The sequence below is a fragment of the Streptomyces boluensis genome (genome assembly GCF_009908195.1).
Lineage (GTDB): Bacteria > Actinomycetota > Actinomycetes > Streptomycetales > Streptomycetaceae > Streptomyces > Streptomyces boluensis.
The window spans coordinates 1-24,655 of the sequence record NZ_JAAAHS010000076.1 but is presented as its reverse complement, the minus strand read 5'-3'; the positions used below and the strand labels follow the sequence as shown (position 1 = coordinate 24,655).

The 24,655-nt window shown below is 70.8% G+C and carries 21 protein-coding genes and 2 pseudogenes; 6 read left to right on the top strand and 17 right to left on the bottom strand.

Annotated features, from left to right (window positions below; translation table 11 throughout):
- Position 1 precedes the first annotated feature (1 nt).
- The 5 genes from GUY60_RS12930 to GUY60_RS12910 all read right to left on the bottom strand — a co-directional run bounded on the left by GUY60_RS12930 (position 2) and on the right by GUY60_RS12910 (position 6,797).
- Positions 2 to 673: a potassium-transporting ATPase subunit C gene (locus tag GUY60_RS12930; protein WP_161697123.1), complete on the bottom strand. Its 672-nt coding sequence runs from the start codon at positions 671 to 673 to the stop codon at positions 2 to 4.
- Positions 674 to 680: 7 nt separating this feature from the next.
- A complete protein-coding gene (kdpB, locus tag GUY60_RS12925) occupies positions 681 to 2,786 on the bottom strand; it encodes a potassium-transporting ATPase subunit KdpB (protein ID WP_161697129.1) in 2,106 nt (701 codons plus the stop codon).
- 35 nt (positions 2,787 to 2,821) lie between these two features.
- A complete protein-coding gene (gene kdpA, locus GUY60_RS12920) occupies positions 2,822 to 4,501 on the bottom strand; it encodes a potassium-transporting ATPase subunit KdpA (protein WP_161697121.1) in 1,680 nt (559 codons plus the stop codon).
- A 9-nt stretch (positions 4,502 to 4,510) separates the two neighbouring features.
- Positions 4,511 to 4,600: a K(+)-transporting ATPase subunit F gene (gene kdpF / locus GUY60_RS12915; protein ID WP_161697118.1), complete on the bottom strand. Its 90-nt coding sequence runs from the start codon at positions 4,598 to 4,600 to the stop codon at positions 4,511 to 4,513.
- A 355-nt stretch (positions 4,601 to 4,955) separates the two neighbouring features.
- Positions 4,956 to 6,797, bottom strand: coding sequence for an APC family permease (locus GUY60_RS12910; RefSeq protein WP_161697116.1), 1,842 nt, complete (start codon positions 6,795 to 6,797; stop codon positions 4,956 to 4,958).
- Between the two features lie 229 nt (positions 6,798 to 7,026).
- Here GUY60_RS12910 and GUY60_RS12905 point away from each other — a divergent pair, with 229 nt between their 5' ends.
- The 4 genes from GUY60_RS12905 (at position 7,027) to GUY60_RS12890 (ending at position 10,171) form a co-directional block, all read left to right on the top strand.
- Entirely contained in the window at positions 7,027 to 7,572 is a 546-nt protein-coding gene (locus GUY60_RS12905; protein ID WP_246234881.1) for a hypothetical protein, read from the top strand.
- Positions 7,573 to 7,658: 86 nt separating this feature from the next.
- Positions 7,659 to 7,895, top strand: a complete 237-nt coding sequence (locus GUY60_RS12900) for a hypothetical protein (protein WP_161697114.1) — start codon at positions 7,659 to 7,661, stop codon at positions 7,893 to 7,895.
- 74 nt (positions 7,896 to 7,969) lie between these two features.
- Positions 7,970 to 9,085 carry a PP2C family protein-serine/threonine phosphatase gene (locus GUY60_RS12895; RefSeq protein ID WP_161697112.1) on the top strand — a complete coding sequence of 372 codons (1,116 nt, stop codon included), beginning with the start codon at positions 7,970 to 7,972 and terminating at the stop codon, positions 9,083 to 9,085.
- Positions 9,086 to 9,430: 345 nt separating this feature from the next.
- Positions 9,431 to 10,171 carry a LamG domain-containing protein gene (locus GUY60_RS12890; RefSeq protein ID WP_312866285.1) on the top strand — a complete coding sequence of 247 codons (741 nt, stop codon included), beginning with the start codon at positions 9,431 to 9,433 and terminating at the stop codon, positions 10,169 to 10,171.
- A 145-nt stretch (positions 10,172 to 10,316) separates the two neighbouring features.
- On the opposite strand, the gene GUY60_RS39480 is transcribed toward GUY60_RS12890, so the two are convergent.
- Complete coding sequence (locus tag GUY60_RS39480) at positions 10,317 to 10,448, bottom strand: hypothetical protein (protein ID WP_281368444.1); 132 nt, start codon at positions 10,446 to 10,448, stop codon at positions 10,317 to 10,319.
- Here GUY60_RS39480 and GUY60_RS12885 point away from each other — a divergent pair.
- The gene (locus GUY60_RS12885) at positions 10,386 to 10,943 is read left to right on the top strand and encodes a sigma-70 family RNA polymerase sigma factor (RefSeq protein ID WP_187370003.1); all 558 of its coding nucleotides are present in this window, start codon (positions 10,386 to 10,388) and stop codon (positions 10,941 to 10,943) included. The two genes, GUY60_RS39480 and GUY60_RS12885, sit on opposite strands and share 63 nt — an antisense overlap.
- Positions 10,944 to 11,006: 63 nt before the next feature.
- On the opposite strand, the gene GUY60_RS12880 is transcribed toward GUY60_RS12885, so the two are convergent.
- Positions 11,007 to 11,948, bottom strand: a complete 942-nt coding sequence (locus tag GUY60_RS12880) for a hypothetical protein (RefSeq protein ID WP_161697106.1) — start codon at positions 11,946 to 11,948, stop codon at positions 11,007 to 11,009.
- A gap of 302 nt (positions 11,949 to 12,250) precedes the next feature.
- Here GUY60_RS12880 and GUY60_RS12875 point away from each other — a divergent pair, with 302 nt between their 5' ends.
- Positions 12,251 to 16,660, top strand: coding sequence for an FtsK/SpoIIIE domain-containing protein (locus tag GUY60_RS12875; protein WP_161697125.1), 4,410 nt, complete (start codon positions 12,251 to 12,253; stop codon positions 16,658 to 16,660).
- Positions 16,661 to 16,732: 72 nt separating this feature from the next.
- Here the strand turns inward: GUY60_RS12875 and GUY60_RS12870 are convergent, their stop codons facing one another.
- The 10 genes and pseudogenes from GUY60_RS12870 to GUY60_RS12825 all read right to left on the bottom strand — a co-directional run bounded on the left by GUY60_RS12870 (position 16,733) and on the right by GUY60_RS12825 (position 24,619).
- Positions 16,733 to 17,905, bottom strand: coding sequence for a DUF308 domain-containing protein (locus GUY60_RS12870; protein WP_161697104.1), 1,173 nt, complete (start codon positions 17,903 to 17,905; stop codon positions 16,733 to 16,735).
- Positions 17,902 to 18,651 carry a hypothetical protein gene (locus GUY60_RS12865; protein WP_187370000.1) on the bottom strand — a complete coding sequence of 250 codons (750 nt, stop codon included), beginning with the start codon at positions 18,649 to 18,651 and terminating at the stop codon, positions 17,902 to 17,904. Before GUY60_RS12865 ends, GUY60_RS12870 begins: the two co-directional genes overlap by 4 nt.
- Complete coding sequence (locus GUY60_RS12860) at positions 18,638 to 18,928, bottom strand: hypothetical protein (RefSeq protein ID WP_161697102.1); 291 nt, start codon at positions 18,926 to 18,928, stop codon at positions 18,638 to 18,640. The genes GUY60_RS12865 and GUY60_RS12860 overlap by 14 nt, the downstream gene beginning before the upstream one ends.
- A 94-nt stretch (positions 18,929 to 19,022) precedes the next feature.
- Positions 19,023 to 19,322 carry a WXG100 family type VII secretion target gene (locus GUY60_RS12855; protein ID WP_161697101.1) on the bottom strand — a complete coding sequence of 100 codons (300 nt, stop codon included), beginning with the start codon at positions 19,320 to 19,322 and terminating at the stop codon, positions 19,023 to 19,025.
- A gap of 167 nt (positions 19,323 to 19,489) precedes the next feature.
- On the bottom strand, positions 19,490 to 20,296 hold the full coding sequence (locus GUY60_RS12850; protein WP_161697099.1) for a hypothetical protein: 807 nt from the start codon (positions 20,294 to 20,296) through the stop codon (positions 19,490 to 19,492).
- An 81-nt stretch (positions 20,297 to 20,377) separates the two neighbouring features.
- Positions 20,378 to 22,108 (bottom strand): DUF4246 domain-containing protein, encoded by a 1,731-nt coding sequence (locus GUY60_RS12845; protein WP_446696998.1) that lies wholly within the window; start codon positions 22,106 to 22,108, stop codon positions 20,378 to 20,380.
- A pseudogene (locus tag GUY60_RS40050) lies at positions 22,029 to 22,547 on the bottom strand (GNAT family N-acetyltransferase); the annotation flags it as partial. The pseudogene GUY60_RS40050 and the gene GUY60_RS12845, both read right to left, overlap by 80 nt.
- A gap of 452 nt (positions 22,548 to 22,999) precedes the next feature.
- On the bottom strand, positions 23,000 to 23,347 hold the full coding sequence (locus GUY60_RS12835; protein ID WP_161697093.1) for a YciI family protein: 348 nt from the start codon (positions 23,345 to 23,347) through the stop codon (positions 23,000 to 23,002).
- A gap of 114 nt (positions 23,348 to 23,461) precedes the next feature.
- Positions 23,462 to 23,911 (bottom strand): annotated as a pseudogene (locus GUY60_RS12830) (CatB-related O-acetyltransferase); the annotation flags it as partial.
- A 144-nt stretch (positions 23,912 to 24,055) separates the two neighbouring features.
- The gene (locus tag GUY60_RS12825; protein WP_161697090.1) at positions 24,056 to 24,619 is read right to left on the bottom strand and encodes a dihydrofolate reductase family protein; all 564 of its coding nucleotides are present in this window, start codon (positions 24,617 to 24,619) and stop codon (positions 24,056 to 24,058) included.
- Between the last annotated feature and the right edge of the window lie 36 nt (positions 24,620 to 24,655).

The window sequence follows — 24,655 nt, the reverse complement described above, 5'->3', positions numbered from 1 at the left end:
ATCACCCCTCCCCCATCACCTCCTTGAGCCCCACATTGAGCTGAAGCACATTCACCCGGGGCTCCCCCATGAAGCCGAGGGCGCGGCCCTCCGTGTGGTCGTTCACCAGCTTCTCGACCACGGTGACGTCGAGGTGGTTCCGCTGCGCGACCCGGTGTGCCTGGAGCTTCGCGTACTGCGGGGAGATGTGCGGGTCGAGGCCGGAGCCGGAGGAGGTGACGGCCTCGGCGGGTACGTCGGAGGGCTTGACCTTGTAGTCGGGCGTGGAGTTGTCCTTGACCACGGCAGCCTTGGCGTCCCGCACCCACTTGATCAGCTCGGCGTTGTCCCCGGCACGGTTGGTCGCGCCGGACAGGATCAACTCGTACTGCTTGTTCACGGTGTTGATGCCGAGGCCGTTGGACGGGCGGGGCTGGAACCACTTCAGGTCGGGGGCAGGGGTCTCCTCGCCCTTCTTCAGCGGCAAGTCGTAGCGCTGGCCGATGAGTTCGGAGCCGACGACCCGGCCCGTGGAGTCCTTGACCTCGGAGCCGTTGGCCTTGTTGTTGAACAGGGCTTGGGCGACGCCGGTCACCAACAGCGGGTAGATGACGCCGCAGATCACGGTGAGGACGATCAGGGCACGCAGGCCCGCGCCGATCAACCGGGCGCTGTTTGCCAGGGAGTTGTTCATGGCCGCTTCACCCAATGCCGGGGATGAGAGAGATGAGTACGTCGATGAGCTTGATGCCGATGAACGGCGCGATCAGGCCGCCCAGGCCGTAGACGCCGAGGTTGCGCCGCAGCATCCTGTCGGCGCTCATCGGCCGGTACCGCACCCCCTTGAGGGCCAGCGGTACGAGGGCGACGATGACCAGCGCGTTGAAGACGACCGCGGAGAGGATCGCGGACTGAGGGGACGACAGGTTCATGATGTTGAGCCGGTCGAGCGAGGGGTAGGCCACCGCGAACATCGCCGGGATGATCGCGAAGTACTTCGCCACGTCGTTGGCGATGGAGAACGTCGTCAACGCGCCCCGGGTGATGAGGAGTTGCTTGCCGATCTCGACGATCTCGATGAGCTTCGTCGGGTTGGAGTCGAGGTCGACCATGTTGCCGGCCTCCTTCGCGGCGGACGTGCCGGTGTTCATGGCCACGCCCACATCGGCCTGCGCGAGCGCGGGCGCGTCGTTGGTGCCGTCGCCGGTCATCGCGACGAGTTTGCCGCCCGCCTGCTCGCTCCGGATCAGCGCCATCTTGTCCTCGGGCGTCGCCTCCGCGAGGAAGTCGTCGACGCCCGCCTCCTCGGCGATGGCCTTGGCCGTCAGCGGGTTGTCGCCCGTGATCATGACCGTCTTGATGCCCATACGGCGCAGCTCCACGAACCGCTCGCGCATGCCCTCCTTGACGACGTCCTTGAGGTGGATCACCCCGAGGACCCGGGCTCCGTCAGCGTCTTCCAGAGCCACAAGCAGCGGCGTGCCACCAGCCTGTGAAATCCGGTCGTTGAGTTCCCGCGCATCCTCGGCGACCTCGCCCCCACGTTCCTTGACCCAGGCGATGACCGAACCGGTCGCGCCCTTACGGACCTTGCGGCCGTCCACGTCCACGCCCGACATGCGGGTCTGCGCCGTGAACGGGACCCACTCGGCTCCGGTCAGCTCTCCCTGGTGACGCTCACGAAGGCCGTACTTCTCCTTCGCGAGGACCACGATCGAGCGGCCCTCGGGCGTCTCGTCGGCCAGCGAGGACAACTGCGCGGCGTCGGCGAGTTCGGCGGCCGTCGTGCCGCGTACCGGCACGAACTCGGCGGCCTGGCGGTTGCCGAGGGTGATGGTGCCGGTCTTGTCGAGCAGCAGCGTCGACACGTCACCGGCGGCTTCAACTGCCCTGCCGGACATGGCCAGTACGTTGCGCTGCACCAGGCGGTCCATGCCCGCGATGCCGATGGCGGAGAGCAGTGCGCCGATCGTCGTCGGGATCAGGCAGACGAGCAGGGCGGTGAGGACGATCAGTGAGGTCTGGTCGTCGGCGCCCGCGTAGATCGCGAAGGGCTTCAGGGTCACGACCGCGAGCAGGAAGACGATGGTCAGCGAGGCGAGCAGGATGTTCAGGGCGATCTCGTTGGGCGTCTTCTGCCGGGCGGCGCCCTCGACCAGGTTGATCATGCGGTCGATGAACGTCTCGCCGGGCTTCGTCATGATCTTGATGACGATGCGGTCGGAGAGCACCTTGGTGCCACCGGTGACGGCCGAGCGGTCGCCGCCCGACTCCCGGATGACGGGGGCGGATTCACCGGTGATCGCCGACTCGTCGACGGAGGCCACGCCCTCGACCACGTCACCGTCGCCGGGGATGATGTCGCCCGCCTCGCACACCACGAGGTCGCCGATGCGCAGATCGGTGCCGGGGACGCGTTCCTCGTTCGGGCCGACGAGGCGGCGGGCCACCGTGTCGGTCTTGGCCTTGCGCAGGGTGTCGGCCTGGGCCTTGCCGCGGCCCTCCGCGACCGCCTCCGCCAGGTTGGCGAAGAGTGTGGTGAGCCAGAGCCAGGCGGTGATGGCCCAGCCGAACCAGTCGCCGGGGTTCAGGGCGGCGAGCACGGTGGTGACCACCGAGCCGACCAGGACCACGAACATGACCGGGGACTTGACCATGACCTTGGGGTGCAGCTTGCGGACCGCGTCCGGAAGGGACTTGACCAGCTGGGCGGGGTCGAAGAGGCCCGCCCCCACCTTGCCGGTGTCCTGCTTGTGACCGGTGGGCACGTCGCTGTGCGGGGCCCTGGTCGGGGTGTCCGTGGACATGGTGCCGGGCTCCTGCGGTTTCTTGAGGTCGTTGCTCATGCCGCGAGTCCTTCCGCGAGCGGGCCGAGGGCCAGAGCGGGGAAGTACGTCAGGCCGGTGACGATCAGGATGGTGCCCGCGACCAGGCCGGTGAACAGCGGCTTCTCGGTACGCAGGGTGCCCGCGGTGGCCGGGATGGGCCGCTGTTCGGCCAGCGAACCGGCCAGGGCGAGCACGAACACCATGGGCAGGAACCGGCCGAGCAGCATGGCGATGCCGATGGTGCTGTTGAACCACTGCGTGTCGGCGTTGAGACCGGCGAACGCGGAGCCGTTGTTGTTGGCGCCCGAGGTGTACGCGTACAGGATCTCGGAGAAGCCGTGCGCGCCCGAGTTGGTCATCGAGTCGGCGGGGGTGTCCAGGGCCATCGCGGCCGCGGTGAAGCCGAGGACGAGGGCCGGGGTGATGAGGATGTAGCAGGCGGCGAACTTGATCTCGCGGGTGCCGATCTTCTTGCCCAGGTACTCCGGCGTACGGCCGACCATCAGGCCGGCGATGAACACCGCGATGATCGCCATGATCAGCATGCCGTAGAGGCCGGAGCCGACACCGCCGGGCGCGATCTCGCCGAGCTGCATGCCGAGCAGGTTGAGGCCGCCGCCGAAGCCGGTGTTGGAGGAGTGGAAGGAGTTGACCGCGCCGGTCGAGGTGAGTGTGGTGGCGACCGAGAAGATCGCGGAGCCTGCGATGCCGAAGCGGGTCTCCTTGCCCTCCATCGCACCGCCGGCGATCTCGAACGCCTCGCCCCTGCCCGCGAATTCGGTCCACATCATCAGGGCCGTGAAGGTGATCCAGATGACGGCCATCGTGCCGAGGATCGCGTAGCCCTGCTTGACCGAGCCGACCATCTTGCCGAAGGTCCGGGTCAGCGCGAACGGGATGAGCAGGATCAGGAAGATCTCGAAGAGGTTGGAGAACGGGTTCGGGTTCTCGAAGGGGTGGGCGGAGTTGGCGTTGGCAAGGCCGCCGCCGTTGGTGCCCAGCTCCTTGATGACCTCCTGCGAGGCGTAGGCGCCGCCCTGCCACTGCTGCGAACCACCCGCGCTGTGCTCATTCAAGAACTGGCCGACCTCGTGGATCCCGGCGAAGTTCTGGATGACGCCGCAGGCGACCAGGACGATCGCGCCGAGCACCGCGATCGGCAGCAGGATCCGTACGACGCCACGCACCAAGTCGGCCCAGAAGTTGCCGAGTTCACCGGTACGGGACCTCGCGAAGCCCCGTACGAGAGCGACCGCGACCGCCATGCCGACGGCCGCCGACACGAAGTTCTGCACCGCGAGCCCACCGGTCTGCACGACGTGGCCCATGGCCTGCTCGCCGTAGTACGACTGCCAGTTGGTGTTCGCCACGAACGACGCGGCCGTGTTGAACGCCTGGTCCGGGTCGATCGACACGAAGCCGAGCGAGCCGGGCAGCACACCCTGCAGCCGCTGCAGCAGATAGAGGAAGATCACACCCACAGCGGAGAAGGCGAGGACGCCGCGCAGGTAGGCGGGCCAGCGCATCTCGGCGTTCGGGTTGGCGCCGATGGCCTTGTAGATCCACTTCTCCACGCGCAGGTGGCGGTCGGAGGAGTAGACCCGGGCCATGTGGTCACCGAGGGGCCGGTAGACGAGCGCCAGAGCCGCTATGAGCACGAGCAGCTGGAGCACACCGGCGAGTTCAGGAGTCATTTGCGGGCCTCAGAACCTCTCCGGCTTGACGAGGGCGAGGACGAGGTAGCCGAGGAGGGCGACGGCCACGACGATTCCGACGACGTTCTCGGCGGTCACAGCTTGGTCACCCCCTTGGCGACAAGGGCCACCAGCGCGAAGACCGCGATCGTGGTGACGACGAAGGCCAGATCGGCCATCGTGAGCTCCTGAAGGACGTGGATGGATGAGATGGATTGCCCGGTCGACTGATTGCTCGGTCGCCCGATTGCTCTGCCGAGTAGAGGAAAACCCTTCCGGTGACCCCCTACGAGCCCCGTTGACGGCTCCCATACGGCGCACCGCACGCTCTTGACGAGGCCCATACGCCGCCGTAGCCAATCCGTGGCTGACCTGCGAAAAGGTGGCGCGGCAGGCGCGTGGTGGACGCGGACGGGGCACCCTCAGGCGGCCGGGGTACGCCCCGGAGCGGGCGTCAGCGCAGCCGGAAGCGGAGGCGGCAGATCACCGCGTCCGTGTCCCGGCGCACGGCGTGCGCGACGACCGCTCCCCGCTGGTTCTGCAGGATCCGCTGCCAGACGTGGGCCGGCTCCGCCTCGGGGATGAGGACGGTGACGCGGGTGCCCGGACGGTAGGTGTGGATCTTCCGTACGTACGCGGCGACGGGACGCCCCACGGTGCGGTGCCGGGATCTGAGCTCGACCAGGTCGACGCCCGGGTTCCACAGCTCCCAGTCGCGCATCAGGGCGGCCGCGGCCTCGCGGTCGTCGGGCTCGTCGAAGGTCACGGTCACGGCGCGCACCTCGTCGCCGAGCGAGACCGCCGCGTTCAGCGCCTCACGGGTCAGCTTCGACAGGCCGCCGACCGGCACGATCACCAACGAGCGGTCGCCGCGCGGGAGTTCGGGCACGCGGCCGAGGCCGAGCCGCTCACCGATGTGCGCGTACGCGCGGTGCACGGTCTCGAAGGCGAGCATCAGGAGCGGCAGCGCGACCACGATCAGCCAGGCGCCGTCGTGGAACTTGGTCGCGGTCACGACGACCGCGCTCACGCCGGTGAGCAGCGCGCCGAGCCCGTTGAGGACCGCCTTGGCCGCCCACTTCGGGCCGCGCTCGCGGTGCCAGTGCAGCACCATGCCGGTCTGGGCGAGGGTGAAGCCGACGAAGACGCCGATCGCGAACAGCGGTACGAGGGTGTTGGTGTCGCCGCCGGAGAACACCAGGAGCGCGGCCGATACGACGGCGAGCGCGAGCACCCCGTGCCGGTGCACCTGCCGGTCGGCCTTGAGGGCGAAGACGTGCGGCAGGCAGTTGTCCCGGGCGAGCAGCTTGAGCAGGACCGGCAGACCGCCGAAGGAGGTGTTCGCGGACAGGGCGAGCAGGAGCATCGTCGCGAACTGGACGACGTAGAAAGCCCAGTTGTGGCCGAGGGTGGCGTCCGCGAGCTGGGCGAGGACGGTGACGCCCTCGACCGGACGCAGGCCGAAGCGGGAGATCAGCACCGCGAGGCCGACCAGCATCAGGCCGAGGAGCACCCCGAGGGCGACCTCCGCGTCCTTGGCCCGTCGGGCACGCGGCTCACGGAACGCGGGCACGGCGTTCGCGATGGCCTCGACGCCGGTGAGCGCCGAGCAGCCGGACGCGAAGGCCTTGAGGAGGAGCAGCGCACCCACCGTCGTGGCGTTGTCCGCGAGCGCGGCGGCCCGGCCGTCGGCGGCCGCGGTGGACACGGGGCCGTCCCGGAACAGGCCGACGGCGATCAGCGTGAGGACCGCGGCGATGAACACGGCGGTGGGCGCGATGAACACCTTCGCGGACTCGACGATGCCGCGCAGGTTCACGGCCGTGACGAGCACGAGCACCCCGAGGCAGATGGCCAGGCGGTCGCCGTACAGCTCGGGGAAGGCGGAGGTCAGCGCGGCGACACCGGCGGTGACGGCGACGGCGACGTTCAGTACGTAGTCGAGTACGAGGGAGGCGGCGGCGACCAGGCTCGTGCGCCGGCCCAAGTGCCGTTCGGCCACGGCATAGGAGCCGCCGCCGTCCGGGAACGCGGCGATCACCTGCCGGTAGGAGGCGACGAGGACGGCGAGCAGACCGGCGATGGCGAGCGTGACGGGGAGCGTGAACCCGAGGCCCGCTCCCCCGGCCGCGGCGAGTACGAGGACGATCGCCTCCGGCCCGTACGCCACGGACGCCATCGCGTCGAGGGAGAGCGCGGCGAGCCCGGTCACGGCGGTGAGCCGGTGCCGTTCGCCGCTGTCCGGCGGTTCCTCTGCGGCGGGTGCGGTGCCGGACTCGGCGGTCAGGACGGACATGTACGCGTACTCCTTCAGGAACGGGTCCGCTCAGGCTCCGTCCGCCGCCGCCCCCGGTCTCCCGGCCCTTACGGGTCCTTCGCGCCACGGGCCGCGTTCCGTACGCGTCCCTGACGGCGGTGGTGGAGGCCACGGGGTCACCCTCGGGGGTCAAGGTCACGTCTGCGCGGCGTCAGCAAACCGCCAAGGCCGCCGCCGGCGGGGGTCGGTGTTCCTAGCCTCGGGAGGTATGGGAAGCCCCTCAGCCGCGTCAACGGGACCCGAATCCGCCCCCAACTCCCTTGCCCACGCGCACGATTGGGGCGACGAGTGCCGCGACGCCGCCCTCTGCGCGGGTCTGCTCCTCGTACTGCTGCTGCTCGTGGACGTGTTCGCCGGTGGGCTCACCGTCCCCCGTAGCGGACTGTGGACCGGGCTCGGTGCACTGCTCTTTGTCGTGCTCCTTCCGCCCCGGGTCACGGCGGGCCCTGGGTGGCTGGCCACGCGCGGGCTGCTGCGGACGCGCTGGGTGCGCACCGACGCGCTGGTCGCCGTCCGCTGGGTGGACGGAGTCTCACGCCGTCTGCTGCTCCGGGACGCCCACGGAGGGCACGTCGAACTCGACCCGGACGTGCTGACCCGCCACCCGGACCTCTGGCACCTCTTCGACGAGGGCGCCCGCGTCTCCGCCGAGCGGGGCCTGCTGCTCTGCGGGGCGACGGCGGTACGGGAGCTGTCCCGGCGGGTCGAGGGCGAGACGGCCCGGACGGTGTTCCGCATCTCGGGGTTGCGGTGACGCGCCCTCCGCCCTGGTCACGCGGTCTGGCGTTCATGGAGCCGGATCCCCACGCTGGACGGGAGTACAACCGCGAAGGAGTCGCCATGTCCAGCGAGTTCAGCGACAACGAGGCAGCCGCTCGCCGCCGCAGGGACGAAGAGGAGGAGGCCCGTCGCCGTCGGCGCCGGGAAGAGGAGGAGCGGGCCGCGCACCAGCAGGCCCAGGACGACGCGCACCGCGCCCAGCAGGCCCAGGACGACGCCCGCCGGTCCCAGCAGGCGCAGGACGACGCGTACCAGGCCCAGCAGCAGCAACAGCAGTACGACGCGTACTACGACTAGCGGACCGTTCCGTACCCGGCCCGCCCAGCAGCTCTGCCGGTGCGGGCCGGGCAGGGCCGGTGTAGAGATGAGGGGTGTCGCAGCACCTCACAGGACTTCGCCGGTCGGTGCGTGCGGGACGCGCGTGGGTGGCCGTCCCGGTCGCGTGGATCGTCGCGGTGACCGTGATCGACGTTCTCGCGCCGCCCGACATTCATCTGGGCCCGCTCCTCGTCGCCGCCCCGGCGATCACCGCGTCGTTCGGCGGGCCCTGGACGGTGGGCCTCGTCGCCGCGCTCGCGGTGGCCGCGCAGGCCACGATCGGGGTGCTGCGCGACCCGGACGAGTTGTTCTCGGCCAACCACCAGGCGCAGATCATCGCCCTGATCCTGGTCGGAGCAAGCCTCGTGGTCTTCTGCGCGGTGCGGGAGCGCCGCGACCGGGAGCTGACCCAGGTGCGGTTCGTGTCCGAGACCGCCCAGCGCGTCGTCCTGCCGCCCCTGCCCCAGCACCTCGGGCCGCTGCGCGTCGCCTCCCGCTACCTCGCCGCCGAGGCGGAGGCGCAGATCGGCGGTGACCTGTACGCGGCGGCGCGCACCGCTTCCGGCACCCGCCTGATCGTCGGGGACGTGCGGGGCAAGGGGATGACCGCGGTCGGCGACGCGGCGCTGCTGCTCGGCGCGTTCCGTGCCGCGGCGCACCGGCAGGCGAGCCTGGGCGAGCTGGTGACGTACCTCGACGGGAGCGTGTGCTGGGACCTGGCGGAGCCGGGCGAGACGGACCGCTCCGGGGAAACGTTCATCACCGCTGTCGTCCTGGACATCCCCGACCGCGGCGGCCATGTCGAGATGATCGCCTGCGGGCACCCGCCACCGCTCGTCCTGCGCGAAGGACGCCCGACGACGATGCACGCCCGCCAACCCGCGCCCCCACTGGGCCTGGGCGAACTGGCCCGCCCCCGCTACCACGTGGACCGCTTCCCCTTCGAGCCCGGAGACCTTCTGCTCCTGTACACGGACGGCGTCACCGAGGCCCGCGACTCGACCGGCACGTTCTACCCGCTCACCGAACGCGTCACCGGCTGGACCGAGCCCGACCCCGACAGCTTCCTGCGCCGCCTCCAGCGCGACCTGCTGCGCCATGTCGGCGGCCACCTGAGCGACGACGCGGCGATGATCGCGCTCCAGCGCCCCGCGACACCTGAGGCCTGAGGCCCGACACCCGCGCCGACCCTCAACAGGCCTGCGCGCACGGGGAGTTACTGGCCATACCTGGCCGAAACGCAGAAGCCGCAACACCCTTGGCACATCGCACGGGCACGCTCCTAGGGTGCGGCGCACGGCTCCACCGCTTCCGTGTCTCACCAGAAGGGCGACGACCATGCCCCGTCCACGGGAAGGTCCGCACGTACCGCGGGCACACGAATCAGGCCGATTACGGTTCAACGGTGAACCAGAACCGGCGGCCATCCGTGATCTACAGATGAAAGCTTTGTTCCGCTTCATCTTTATGGGGAGATCATGACGCGCAGATGGTCACTTTTGTCCTTGATCGCCGTGCTGACCATCGCACTGGGGTTCGCCGTTTTCGGGATCGTAACCTGGGAGTCGTCCGACGAACAGGCCTCGGACAGCGGAAAGCCCGGCTCGTCGGAGGGTGGCGGCGACACCGCCAAGTCGCTTGCGGGCGACGGCTGGTGGCCGCTGCACGGTTCGGGGACGGCCCGAGCCGGTGAGCGCGACGCCGTGCCCAACGACCTCGTCGAGTGGGCGGAGGACGGGCCGAACGGCGGCGCTCTCAGCCTGAACGGCGACGGCGGCGGCGCCAACGTGGGGATCCCGGTCCTCGACACGGCGAAGAAGGACTACTCCGTCGCGGCCCGGGTGCGGCTCCACACCGACCAGGGCTTCCGCACGGCGGTCTCCCAGGACGGCCCCAGGCTGAGCACCTTCTTCCTCCAGTACTCCGGCTCCGACCAGCGGTTCGCCTTCAGCTTCCCGGGCACCCGGACGCTCGCCGAGTCCACCGGCAAGCCCGAGATCGGCCGCTGGTACCACCTCGTCGGCACCTACAGCCAGAGCGAGAAGACGATGCGGATCTACGTCGACGGCGCACCGGCCGGCGAGCGCAAGACGTCCGTGCGCCCGCAGGAGCCGGGCAGCCTCGTGATCGGGCGCGGCAAGAGCAGCGGACGCCCGGCCGACTTCTGGAACGGCGACATCGCCGATGTGCACGCCTACGAACGCGAGTTGAGCGCGGACGAGGTCTCTTCCCTCGCCGCCGAAGAACCGAAGTGACCACGGCCGTCGGGCCCCGCCCGTAAATGACCTCGGTATTCAAGGCCGACCGTGCCGCCACGCGCTCGGCCCTGCCACCGCCGGCCGTTGTCCGTCACCCCTCATAGAACGACCGGAGAGGAACAGGCCCTTGTCGGCCACGGTTTCACCCGAAGACCGCGTACCCCGCCAGGTCCGGGGGAGCGAACCGCTCCACCGGACCCCCGGAGCCGAAATACCCCGTCGGCCCCGGCGACTCGACCACGAGGAGTTCCTGCGGACCCTCTACGACTGTCACGGAAGCGCGTTGCTGCAGTTCGCCGCGCGCCTCGAAGGTGACTGGCACCGCGCCGAGGACGTACTGCAGGAGCTCGCGATCCGCGCCTGGCGCCACGCGGACGAGTTCGGCCAGGCCGCCGAGTCCATGCGCCCCTGGCTGTTCACCGTGCTGCGCAACCTCGTCATAGACGGGCACCGGGCCCGCCAGGCCCGGCCGCCCGAGACCGGCGACCCGGAACTCACCCACCTCCCGGTGTCCGACGGAGTCGACCGTGTCCTCACCGCCCACGTGGTGACGGAGGCGTTGCGGGACCTCCGTCCCATGCAGCGTGAAGTCCTCCTGCACGTGCACTACATGGGCCGGAGCGTGAACCAGACGGCCGCCGTGCTCGGCGTACCTCCCGGCACCGTCAAGTCCCGTACGTACTACGCGGCCCGTGCCCTGCGCCGGGCGCTGAACGACCGTGGCCTCGACCTGTGGGAGCCGGAGGAAAGGGGCCGGGACGCCGCCTGAGCCGCACCCTCAGCGCGCCCGGCACCCTCACGACCGGCACCCGCACGACCGGCACGCCGAGCCTCACCCGAGGCGTCCCGCGTGCCGGTCGATGTCGAGACCGAGCGGGCCGGTGTCGAGCGAACCGTCGGCACCGGCCCGCCAGCGCCATGCGGCGGGCGCGTCACCGAGGACGAGCACCGCGTCCCCGGACCGCAGCGCCTCAAGTGCCCCTTCTCGCCTGGGGAGTTGGGAGGCGTCCACCACGAACAGGTGCGGCGCCTCCCCCTCCACGGCCAACTGGCTGCGGCCCTCGATGAGCCGGAAGATCTGCGTCACGTCGGCCGACCCGCCCGCCGGGGCGACCGGTGCGCCGGAGGTCCTGGACAGCCCTTCCTCCAGGCTGGCCGCGGTGTAGAGCCGCGAGGAGCGAAGCCCGGCACCGTTCAGGGTCGCGTCCGTGGCCAGCGAACCCACCAGGGTGACCTCGGCAAGGCCGCCCACGGGACCGGTCAGCACCTCGGTGACGACGGCCCGCGCCCAGCGGCGTACCTCCTCGTCGGGGCCCGCCACGGAGACGGTCGACCCTGACCTGGACAAGTCGACGAGCGCCCGGTCGGGCCCGGACGTGCCCACCGTGACGGTCAGCGCGAAGGGGAGCGCCGGTTCGCCCTCGGGTCCCGGCCGCTCCAGCGCCTCGCGGGTCGCGGTCCAGCGTTCGCCGTCCGCCTCGGCGGTCCACGGCTCGGGCGCGCTGTCCTCCGTACCGGCGAGCAGCAGGTCGATCCGCTCCCCCGAGTAGACGACGCCGTACAGGTCGGGCAGGGCCCGGCCGGAGCGCAGGCATTCGCCCGTGAGGCGTCGCAGTCCCGCGTCGATGACGTCGAGCGCCTCCCGTTCCACGACGGCGGCGGAAGCGACGACGGGTTTCGGCGGGCGGTTCCGCTGCTCGGTGACGATCAGCGCGACCACCGCACCGATCAGCGCCAGCCCCAGCACCACTGCCAGAGCGACGTACCAGATCATCTTCTGACTCCTTGTCGGGCCGCCTCGGCACCGGAAACCGGGGCGATCGTGAACGGGCGCGTTCCGCGGCCGCGGCCTGCGTCCGATGGGCACTACGGGCCGCGGCGGCGGATGGTTCACAACGCCCCCACACACAGACCGCACCGCCCCACACACCGCACCGCCCCACAGACCGTCCCGCGCGGGCGGGGTGAACCGTTCCGGCGTCCGGTCCGTAGGTCACAGCAGTGGCCCGGAACCGCCGTGCGGCGCCCCCGCGGCCCCCGCAATCACGCCCAGCTGGAGGACGTCCTGTGTCGTTGATGTTGACCGTGGTCGAGGGAGGCGGGGACGCGTTCGACGTCCACCTCGACGCCGACCCCGACACCACCGTGGGTGCTGTCGCGCGTGCGCTGGCCGAGGCGGGCGGCATCCCGCTGCCGCCGGACGGGTCGGGGTTGTACGCGGACGGCCGGCTGCTGCCCGCCGGCATGCTGTTGCGGGACGCGCCGCTCCATCACGCTGCCGTCGTGGGGCTCAGCCGGCCGCCCGTGGCGCAACTGGCCGAGCCCGCGGGGCTCGTCGAGGTCCGTGCGGTCGGCGGGCGGGGCGCGGGCGCTGTGCACCGGCTCGACATCGGCGACTACCGCGTCGGCCTCGCGCACGACGGCACCCCGCAGGTGCTCCGCCAGTCCCCCTCGCAGCCGTACGCCACGCTCCAGGTCGGCCCGCGCGGACGCTGCCGTATCGTCCCGGACGGTGCCGAACGGCGGGCGGGGGCACTGCAGTTGGACCGTGAGGACATCGAGGGGGACGTGGCCTGGGCCCCCGGCGCGCAGCTCCTCGTAGGCGGCTGTCTGCTTGAACTGTCGCTTTCGCAGCGGCCGGACGCGGCTCTCGAACCCTCCGAGGACGGCACCGGGCGGGACTACAACCGGCCGCCGCGGCTGCGTCCCGCCGAGGCGAGTACACGGTTCACGCTGCCTTCGCCGCCGCAGCCGCCCGCCCATCGGAGCCTGCCGTGGATCGCCGCGGCGGTTCCGCTGGTGATGGCCGTGGCCGGAGCGACGATCTTCCAGCGGCCCTCGATGCTGCTTTTCGGGCTGCTCTCCCCGGTGGCCGTCCTGGGCAACTACCTGATGAACCGGCGCGGCGGGCGCCAGTCGTACGCCGAGGCGCTGGCCGCGTACAAGGAGAAGAAGGAGCGCATCGAGGGCGACGCGCAGCAGGCCCTCGAGGCGGAGCGCACCGCGCGCCGCCGCGGCTTCCCCGACCCGGCCGATGTCATCCTCACGGCCGTCGGCCCGCGCCGTCGCCTGTGGGAACGCCGCACGTCGGACGCGGACTTCCTCGAACTGCGGGTCGGCACCGCCGACCAGCCCTCCGATGTCGTACTCCGCGACCCCACCAAGGACGAGCACCGGCGCCAGGATCCGTGGACCGCGCTCGACGTGCCGGTGACCGTGCCGCTGCGCGAGCACGACGTCCTCGGCATCGCCGGTACCGGGGAGGCCGCGCACGCGGTGGCGCGCTGGGCCGTCGCCCAGGCCGCCGTCCTGCACAGCCCGCGCGACCTGCAGATCCACCTGCTGACTGCGGGCGGCGGCGACCGGGACCGCTGGGCGTGGATGCGCTGGCTGCCGCACGTACGGAAGAAGTCCGGTGACACCCTGGCCAGCATCGGCGCCGGAACCGAGACCTCCGCGCGCCGGGTCGCGGAACTCACGGCGCTGATCGCGGAGCGCCGCGGCCGGACGGACAAGCGGAACGCGGTCCAGGAACCCGATGTGCTCGTGGTGCTCGACGGCGCCCGGAGGCTGCGCTCGCTGCCCGGCATCGTGCAGATCCTGCGCGACGGGCCCGCCGTCGGTGTCCGGGCGATCTGCCTGGACACCGAGGAGCGGCTGCTGCCCGAGGAGTGCCAGGCCGTCGTCGCCGAGGAGCCCGGCGGCACCCTGCGGGCGGGCCGCTCCGGGGCGGGCACCGTCACCGGTATCCGGCCCGACCTCGTCTCGCTCGACTGGTGCCGCTCCCTGGCCCGCGCCCTGGGGCCGCTGCGCGACCCGGGCGGCTCGGACGAGGAGGCCGCCGTACTCCCGGGCTCCGCACGCCTGTTGGACGTGCTTGCCCTCGACCCGCCGCAGGCCCATGACATCCGCGCCCGCTGGCAGGCCGGCGGTCGCTCCACCCGCGCCGCCGTCGGCGTCTCCCTCGACGGTCCGTTCTACCTGGACCTGCGCCGGGACGGCCCGCACGGCCTGGTCGCCGGTACCACCGGCTCCGGCAAGTCCGAGCTCCTCCAGACGCTCGTGGCCTCGCTCGCGGTGGCGAACCGGCCGGACGCGATGACGTTCGTCCTCGTCGACTACAAGGGCGGCTCGGCGTTCAAGGACTGTGTCCGACTCCCGCACACCGTCGGCATGGTCACCGACCTGGACGCGCATCTCGTCCAGCGCGCCCTGGTCTCCCTCACCGCGGAACTCACCCGGCGCGAGCACATCCTCGCCGCGGCGGGCGCCAAGGACATCGAGGACTACGTCGACCTCCTCGACCGGGAGCCCGCCGCGGGCCGCCCGCCGATGCCCCGACTCCTCATCGTCATCGACGAGTTCGCGTCGATGGTGCGGGACCTGCCCGACTTCGTGAAGGGCCTGGTCAACATCGCGCAGCGGGGGCGCAGCCTCGGCATCCACCTGATCCTCGCCACCCAGCGCCCCAGCGGTGTCGTCTCCTCCGAGATCCGCGCCAACACCAACCTGCGGATCGCGCTGCGGGTGACGGACTCCAGCGAGAGCCAGGACGTCCTCAACTCCTCGGACGCGGCCGGGATTTCGCAGAGCAACCCGGGCCGCGCCTTCGTACGGCTCGGCCAGAACTCCCTCGTACCGTTCCAGACCGGCCGGGTGGGTGGCCGCAGGCCCGGCGCGTCCTCGGCCGCGCTGCCGGAGCCGCGGGCCGTCGTGGTCGGCTGGGACCAGCTCGGCCAGCCGCTGCCGCCGCGGCCGCGCCGTGCCGTGCGTGCCGGGAACGAGGCCGAGACCGACCTCAACGACCTCGTCGAGGCGATCCGCGGCGCCGACCGTGAACTCGGTATCCCCGCCCAGCACAGCCCGTGGCTGGCGCCGCTGCCGCAGCGCCTGGTCGTCGGCGAGCTGCCGCCCGCACCGGCCGCCGCCGGGTACGACCTCGCGCCCGTCGCGTACGGCGTCGTGGACCTGCCCGCCGAGCAGGCGCGCCGCGCCCTTGTGATCGACCCGGCCACCCTGGGGCACCTGCACATCGTCGGCTCCCCGCGGCAGGGCAGGTCGCAGACGCTGCGCACCATCGCCGGCACCCTGGCCCGCGCCCACTCCCCCGCCCAGCTGCACATGTACGGCATCGACTGCGGCAACGGCGCGCTGCTCGCCATGGAGGGCCTGCCGCACTGCGGCGCCGTCACGCAGCGCACCCAGCCCGACCGGGTGGCCCGGCTGCTCGCCCGGCTCACGGCGGAGCTCGGGCGCCGTCAGGAGCTGCTCGCCGCCCGCGGCAGCGCCGACCTGCCGGAACTCCGGCGCGCCCTGCCGGAGGACGAACGGCCCCCGCACATCGTGGTGTTCCTCGACCGCTGGGAGGTCTTCGACAAGACCCTCGGCGAGTACGACGCGGGCAACCTGCTCAACGCGGTGCTCGCGCTGCTGCGGGACGGAGCCAGTGCGGGCATCCACCTGATCATGAGCGGTGACCGGGCGCTGTTCTCCAGCCGCGTCGGCAACTCCACCGAGGACAAGCTGGTCCTCAAGCTCAACGACAAGTCCGAGTACGGCATGATCGGCGTGACCCAGCGGAACGTGCCCGAGGAGATCCCGCCGGGCCGGGCCCTGCGCGCCGCCGACAAGGCGGAAGTGCAGATCGCGCTGCTCACCGACGATCCGGGCGGCCAGGCCCAGGCCGCGGCGCTCCAGGGGATCGCCGCCGAGTGCCGGGAGCGGGCCGCCGCACTGCCCGCCCGCACCCGCCCGTTCCGCGTCGACACCCTGCCGGACCGGATCGGTTACGCGGACGCCGCCGCGTACGTACGGGAGCCGCGGCCGCGCCTGGCGCTCGCCGGTGTCGGCGGTGACGAACTCGCCGCCTACGGGCCGGACTTCGCCCTGACGCCGACGTTCCTCGTCGCGGGCCCGGCCCGTTCGGGACGCAGTACGGTCCTGGTGACGCTCGCGCTGTCCCTGCTCTCGGCCGGGACGTCCGTCGTCATCGGGGCGCCCGCACGGTCCCCGCTGCGGGACCTCGCCGGGCGGCCCGGTGTGCTCGCCGTGTTCGACGAAGCGGACATCGCTCCGGACGCGTTGGAGGCGGCTCTCGCCTCGGCGCCGGACGGGGTGGTGGTGCTGCTCGACGACGCCGATCTGCTGCTCAAGACGAAGGCGGAGCCGGTCCTCACCCAGATCGCCAAGACCGGTGCGGAGACCGGCCGCGGCCTGGTCATCGCCGGACAGACCGACCGGCTCTCCTCCGGGTTCTCCGGCTGGCACGCCGAGGCCCGCCGGAACCGGTGCGGTCTGCTCCTGAAGCCGCAGAACATGAGCGACGGCGAGCTGATCGGCGTCAAGGTGCCCCGCAGCCGGCTGGGCGCGGCCCGTACGGGCAGGGCGATCCTGCACCTCGCGGACGGGGTGCTTCGCACGGTGCAGGTGCCGGAGACAGTGATCGGTTCCGGGGCCGGCGCCGACGCCGACGCCGACGTGAACTGACCGCCTGTAAGGACGAGTTGAGGGCCCCCGCCGACATCGGCGGGGGCCCTCAGGCGTGGCTGGCGGGAGCCCTCATGCCGGCGCCGTGTGCACCTTGCCGCCGTCCGCCTTGTCGAAGGCGTCGACGATCGAGTAGATGAAGCCGCCGACGCTGAGGATGAGCCCGAGCCCGCTGATGACGGTGTCCAGCTTCGACAGGGCCGGCTTGGGGACGTGCGCGATGGTCTGGATGACTTCACCCAGGGCGTTGAACATCTGGAACTCGTAGCTCTCCGCCTGCGCGGCCGGCACGAACCAGAACAGGTTCTTGAACCATTGCCCAAGACCGACCTTGCCGATGGCGCTGATGCCCTTGCCGATCGCGAGGGCGAACCCGCCCAGGACGACCCCCACGATTCCCGTGACGATGCCGAAGACATCCCATTCCCCGGTCTGCGCCCCCTTCACGATCGAGAGGACCACCGCCCCGACTCCGAAGAGGACGGAGAGCCCGCCGATGACCAGAGCGGCGATGGGACCGGTGACGAGCATGGCGACGACGCCGAGAATGGCGCCGACGACGGAGAACGCCAGGTTGAGCCAGTCCCCGATCTTCTCCCACCAGGCCTTCGCGTCGACCGCCTCGTCCTCGGCCTCCTCCAACTCCCGCTTGGCCAGGGCCGCGTCGGAGGTACGGATCTCCTGCGCGTCGACGGCGAGCAGCCGGGCCGCTTCGAGCTCCGCCTCCGCCGACTCGACGGACTGCGAGGCCTCGGCCTCCGCCTGTTTCGCGTCGGCCATCGCACGCCGGGCGCTGCCGCGGGCCTCCTCGTCGTCGGGCGGCGGGGTCTCCGCGTTGTCGAGGCCCTCCACATGGGCGGTCGCCGAGGCCGCGACCAGGATGGCCGCGTCCAGCTTCTCCTTCGCGTCACGGCCCTTGTCGAGGGCCCGGTCCGCCTGGTGCTGGCTCTCCCGCAGGCGGTCGGCGTACTTCAGGATCGCGCCGGAAGCCATCTCGTACGAGGTCTGGAGCTTGCCCATCTGCTTGGGCAGGTCGCTGAGTTTGCTCCGCAGCTTCTCCATGGACTCGCCCTCGCCCAGCTCGTTCGAGTCCACCCGGGAGACGACGGAGTGGGCGGACAGGGCGTCCTCGGAGACGGTCCCGTACTGCGAGGCGAGCTGTTCGAGGACCTCGGGGTCGCCGGGTGTCGGGTCCTCCGAGAGGCCGAACACCGACTCCCAGTCGGCCAGCGGTGGCCGTGTCATGCCCCGACCTCGCTTCCCTCACTCGACGGCGAAGCCTCGGGCGTCCCGGGGTCCTCGGCGTCGTGGAACCGGAAGGTCCCGGCGATGGCGTCGAACACCTCGAAGAACTTCTCGGCCATGTTGATGTTGGGGGTCGTGCTGACGAGCGCCATCAGGTCCCGGCTCGACGGCACGGGGATCACGACCTGGTGCACGGCGGTGCGGACGGGCGCCGGCCCCTTGTAGTCGAAGTCCTCGAGGGAGGTCATCCGCCCCACGCTGCCCACCTCGGGCAGCTCCATGATGTGGACGCGGTTCAGCTCCGAACCCCGGCCGGGCGACGTCCTGTTGACCTGCATCCCCCCGGCCAGCATCAGCTCCGCCAGGTCCGTCGACTCGTCCTCGGGGATACGGGTCCGCAGCACCATGGCCGTGGCGGACAGCGGGCTGCCGTCCGCGAGGAACACGACCAGCGATGCGACCTGCAGAGCGCCTTGCGCGTACGCCTCGCGGGCGCTCCTGCGGGACGTCCGGATCATCTCGTCCACCACCTCGCGGGACACGTCCTTGCCCTTCGCCCGCAAGCTCTCCGCCTGCTCCTCGATCTGCCGCCGGAGGGCGACATCCCTGGTGTTCGGGTCGAGGTCGAGGTGCGACCAGGTGGACGGGTACTTCAGGGTGTAGCGCGCCGGGGCGCCCTGCGGTCGTTCGTCGGAGGGCAGCAGCCGCGGCCGGCCGTTCCCGTCCTGTGCCTCATTTGGATTCATCGAGCGCCTTCCCAGCCTCGTCGTCCGTGGCCGTGAAGTTGTCGACGATTCCCTGCGCGGCGTCCTTGAACGTGTCCACGTTCTCCTGGACCCGTTCGTGGCCGGCCGACCACGCGCTGTCGAAGCCGTTGACGGCCGAGGCGAGACCGGAGTCGCCCACATCGTCCTCCGAGCCGACGTTGTCCAGCCTCGCGGTCTTGTCGATCCGGGCGCGGATGTCCTTCAACGCGTCCATCGTGTCGGTGAGTTCGTCGACCGGGATGTGAATGCGCGACATGGCGTCCCTCTCCCTCCCTCTTTCCCTTTCCCTCCTCGAACCGGCCGGGTCCCCTGGCGCCGTGACGCCACGGGACCCGGCCGCGGTCGAGAAGTCAGCCGATGGCGCCGGACGTCTGGCCGTCCGTGTCGACGAACGCGTCGGCGACCTGCTGGATGAACTCGCTGACGCCCTGCAGCCCTTCGATGGCCTCCTGGGTGCCGTTCTTGTACTCCTCCCAGAACGGCCGGAACTTGGTCTCGGAGCCCGGGGTGGCGTAGGCGGCCTCGACCATCTCCTCCATCTTGGTGTTGGCCTCGTGCAGGCTCTGCTGCATCAGTTCCTTCTGCGTCTTCAGCCAGGTGGAAGCCTCACGCATCTCGTCCGGGCTGATCCTGATGTTGCCGTCGGCCATGGCCGTACCTCTCCTCGTCCGGTCCGTATCCGCGGTACGGGCGTGCCTCGGGACACGCACACCGCACCGGGCTATACGGAACGTCCGGCGCCATGGTTCACCTCTGTTGCGGAACAGTGACAAATCACGCCGGGGAGCGGGAAGTTGAGGAGAGGGTCCGGCGGCGGTCAGGGGTACAGAGTGGTGCCCACGTGCCGGGCCAGCTGAGCGCCCCACGCGAAGGTGTGGTCGCGGTCCGCGCCCTCGCCGTCCGAGAAGGTGAGCAGCACACCGCCGACCCGGACGTGCAAGGTGTACGAGGTGTGCTCGCCCTCCCAGTTCAGTGTGTGGGTCTCCAGGAACGCCTCGTCCCCGATCCCGTCCACCGACTCCACCTCGTACTCCTCACTGGCCGAACCGGCTTCCGCGTCGGAGGCGAAGGACGGGCAGTGCTCCCTGATGTCCCGCTCGACACGCATCAGTTCACGGGCCGAGGCGAGGGGCAGCGACGTGAGCGTCTGCTCGGCCACCGCGTGCCCTTCGTTGGCCTTGCGGTCGATGTACATCGACACGGCCGTCGTGATCGCGCCTCGGTACGCGCCCTGACCCAGCCAGTCCGGGTCCTCGTCGGGCGCGGCGTCGAGGCAGAACCCCCACTCGCTGCGCCGCTTCTCACGGTCGCTCTCGAAGGGCGTGGTGTGCGCCTCGCCCGGCTCCAGGTTCCGGCCGAAGGCGGAGTCCGGCAGTAGCGCCTTCTTCAACTCCTCGCCGGTGAAGACCTGTTGGGACGAGAGGGCGTCGTCCTGGCCGGGCGCGGTGGCCGGCCCGGTGGGCGTCGTGAGGTCGGGCCCGGCGGGCGGGCTCGTCCGTACGGCGGTGGGCTTCGGGAGCACGTCCGGACCACCCTCGCCGGGCCGGTCCCCGCCACCGCACCCGGCCAGACCCACGACCGCGACCAACGCCGCCAGCGCCCCCACCACTTGCCGTCCGTCCACCGCTGCAGTCCCCCAGGCTCGTCGATCACCGAACGCGTCACCGTAGCGGATGCCGTACTTCCCCCGCCCGCACGGTGTGGCTCAGTGCTCGCAGAGGGAGAACTCCCGCTCGTAGAGCTGCTCGTTGTGCTCGTCGACGAAGAACTTGCGCTCGTGCATGAGCTGTTCGCGGTACTCCTCGGCCTGCTTCAGCGTCATGGTCGAGGTGTCGGCCCACGGCTGCTGCGGCGGTATGTCGGAGGTCGAGACGATCCGCTGCGACGGGTCGATCAGGAAGAACGCGAGGATCTTGCGGTGGCCGGGGCGCGTGGCGTCGGCGAGGCGGAACGAACCGACGCGGTGCTGCAGGATGTTCGGGAACGCCAGGCAGCGGCCCGACGGCGTCTCAGCCGAACCGAGGACCTGGTTCAGCGGGTCCTCGTTGTCCAGGCCGTAGACGTCGCTCACCCCGGCGTCGTCGTTCTGCTCGTAGTCCGGGTCGTCGACCGCGGTCCGGAAGCTCAGCCGGCTCTCGGTGATGTTCTCGCTGTCCCAGTAGTAGATGGCGGTCGACACGATCCGCTCGTTCATCATCCCCTCGACATGCCAGGAACCTCCGGCGTACTCGGGCTTGTCCGGGGTGAGTTGGATGGTGGCGAGCTTCGCGATGACCTGGAGACGCCGGCCGCGCAGGCCGACCCGGGCGGTGTCATCGGGGGCCTCGGGAGCGCTGAACTCCGGGGCGTCCGGGACGTCCGCGCGGCGGTTGGCCCACCAGTCGTCCCTGGCTTCCGCGTACGCGGCGTACTCGTCCTCGTCGTCGCCGTCGGGCTCTACCGGCTCGCTGCTGTCGTACCAGGAGTACGGATCCACCTCGATCCGCAGGGGCTTCGGGTGCCGGAGATCGGTGAGTACGTTCTCGAAAAGCGGGAGCACTCGGCCGAACAACTCCGGTAGCACAGCGGCGAGTTCACGGTGCTCGACGGGGTGGACGTTGTTGACGTACGAGAGGAAGGAGACCTCGCCGTCGGCACCGACCTCGACGTCCGTGGGCAGCCACTGGAACTTCTCCGAGAACTGGTACTTCGTCCAGCTCTTGTCCACCGGGCTCGCCCACGCCCGCTCGGGTCCGCCGCTCACCTCACGTACGTTGCAGAACAGCGAGGGGTGCACCAGGTCAAGGACCTGCCCGTCGGACCCCGGATGCCAGTCCCGCTCGGCTTCGGGGACCTCTTCAAGGACCCGGACCGCCGCACGCAGCCGGGACCTGAGCGCGTCGTCGACCAGCGCGTCCGACTGCCACACGCCGTCGACGGCGGACACCTCGATGCCCGTACGCGCGTCCAACAGCCCGGCGTAGTAGGCGAGTTCGGCCAGCACGTACCGTATCTGCGCCTCGGTCATGCCCTGGTCGGCCGCTTCCCGCGTCCACCTGGCGACGATCTCGGGGTCCTGCAACTTCGCGGACCACTCCGGCTTCGACCGGATGTGGGCGCTGCACTGGATCATCTCCAGCTCCCGCCGGGTTCTGGGCAGCTCCGTCGGCATCGAGTGGGCAACGGTGAAAGGCAGGGGGAACGCGGCCGCGTCGGTCAACTCTCTGGGTCCTTCCGGGTGGTGTGTGACTGGCCGGAAGGCTACTGGAGGGCACTGACAACGCCCGGCCGCGACCTTCGACCGCGGACCGCCCGCAGGAACAGGCTCAGTCCCAGACCAGGTTGAGGGCGCGTTCGAAGTTGACGTATCCGGCGCGGGCGAAGGCCTTCGCCATGGGTACGTTGCCGAGGTCCGTCGCCGCCCTGATCCGGTCGACGCCCGCGGCAGCCAGGACACGGGTGCCCTCGGCGAGGATCTCGTCGATGTAGCCGTTGCCGCGGTGCGCCGGCAGGACACCGATGTACGCGATGATCGGGTGGTAGGTGTTGCGGGCCGGCACCACGAAGCCCACCGGGCCGCCCCCGTCGGGGAGTTCGGCGATACGCCACCAGTCGTGCGGGCTCGTGTACTTGGCGAACTCCTCGTCGTAATGGCGTTCCGCCGCCTCGCGCGGGCTCAGGCCGGAGGCCAGATCAGCCTGGCCGTGCGCGTCGAGGGTGCCCTCCATGACCGGGGTCATCAGGCCGAGGAGATCCGCACGGTCGGCCACCGGACGGAAGACGAGGCGGCCCTTGGGCTCCGGGAGCGGGGACGACGGGGTCCACTGCAACCGCAGACGCTCGACGAGCAGCCGCGCGCCCGTGCTCTCCAGGACGCGCGTGCGGGACTCGACCACCTCGCGGGACGCGGGGTCCTCGCGCCAGTCGGGCGGTACGAAGCGGCCGTACTCCGGCAGTTCGGCCCCGGCCGGGAAGACGGCCGCCTTCGCCGTCTCGAAAAGCCGCAGCCCGATCTCGTGGCGGTCGGCCGGGGGCAGCGTGTCGTCGACGTCGAAGAAGTCGAACTGCAGCGGGACGTCACCGCCCGGTTTCGTCCACCAGGCGAGCCGGGCGAGGAGCCGGTCGCCGTCCAGGGCGACCCAGGTCCACTCGGGCCGACGGCAGCCGACGGCGAAGTCCTCGGTCAGTTCGTGGTCGAGGACGTAGGAGAGCCGGCGGAAGAGTTCGATCTCCTCCGGCCCGGCCAGCGGCCGGTAACTCACCGATGACGGCGGTGTCACATCAACTCCTGTGTGGGGGCGGGGTGTTGAGGTCCCGGTACGGCGCGCCGTACCGGACTCTCAAACTCTCAGGCGGATTCGAGGATCGGCCGGAGCTCCAGCGCCTCCGGGGCGGGGAAGCCGCGGGCCACGTCGACGGCCTCGGCGTGGTCGGCCACCTCCAGCACGAACCAGCCGCCGAGGGTCTCCTCGCCGCCGTGCACGGGCCCTTCGGTCACCACCGGAGAACCGTCCGCGGCCTTGCGCACGGTGACGGGGCCTTGCTGCTCGGTCTCCAGGGCGTCGCCGCCCGCCAGCTTGCCCGCGGCCGCGAGCTCGCCGATCCAGGTCTCGTACGCCTTGCGGTAGGCGACGCGGTCGGCCTTGATCAGGGCGCGCGACGCATCCGTCTCGAAGATCACGAGGGCGTATTTCATGGGGTGTTCCTTCTGTTCAGTTGCTCGGTTGCTCGGTGGTGTTGGTTCGGGTCGGGTCGGGGACCGCGTACTCCCCAACAGATCAGCGCATCACCGCTGCTGCTGCCCCAACCCTTCGGCAGTGACCATCGCCCCGGCCGCGATCACCGCGCCGTCGCCGATCCGTACGCCCGGCATGACGGTGGCTCCGTATCCGAACCACACGTCGTTGCCGACCACCGTGTCGCCTCGGCTCGGCATGTCGGTGACGAGGTCGAGAGTCCGCTCGGTCCACTCCCCGCCGAACATGGTGAACGGGAAGGTGGACACCCCCATCGACGGGTGGGCGGCGCCCGCCATCAGGAAGCGGGTGCCGGTCGCGATCGCGCAGTACTTGCCGATGACCAGCCGCTCCGGACCGTACGCGTACAGCACGTTGCGCCGCACGAAGTCGGTCGCGCCGTCGGGGTCGTCGTAGTAGGTGAAGTCACCCGCCTCGACGTTGGACCCGTGGACCAGTGGCTTGAGGAATACCACCCGCTCGTGCTCGGGCAGGGGGTGGACGGTGCTCGGGTCAGGTGACAACGCGGGGATCTCTCCGTGAGTTCGTACTGCGGTGACCAGATTGCTGGGAGCGCGGCTCAAGAGCAACTGCCTATCTGGTCGCAGGCGGCGTGAGGAGGCCTTGGCGGGTGGTGCACGCCCAAGTCGGGTTCAAGTGGGATGAGTTCAGCGCGGCACGCGATAGCGCAGGTAGACGACGTTCGAGCTGACAGTGCGGGTCTCGACGAGTTCGAGGTCCACCCGGCGCCCGCCGCGGGGAAAGAACGGGAGGCCGCCGCCGACCAGGACCGGGTAGACCCTGGCCCGGTACTCGTCGATCAGCCCCAGCGCGGCCGCCTCGGCGGCGAGGGTCGCTCCGCCGATCGCGATGTGCCCCTCACCGGGCCCGGCCCGCAGCCGCTCGATCTCATCCGCGAGCCCGCCGGAGGCCGGCCGGGCATTGCCCCGCACGGCCGACAGCGTCGTGGAGAACACCACCTTCGGCAACGCCTTCCAGAGCGCGGCCCATTCGAGCATCGAGTCGTCGAGCGAGGGGTCCTGATCGGCGGTCTCCCAGTACAGCATCGTCTCGTACAGCCGCCGCCCGAGCAGATGTACGCCGACCTCGCGGACCTCGTCGGTGACGAAGCGGAAGACCTCCGCGTCGGGCGCGGTCCACCTGAAGTCACCGTCAGGCCCGACGACGTACCCGTCGAGCGAGACACCCATCGAGTAGGTGACAAGGCGCATCAGGGACCTTCCTCACTTGCTGGAACTCCCGCCCCC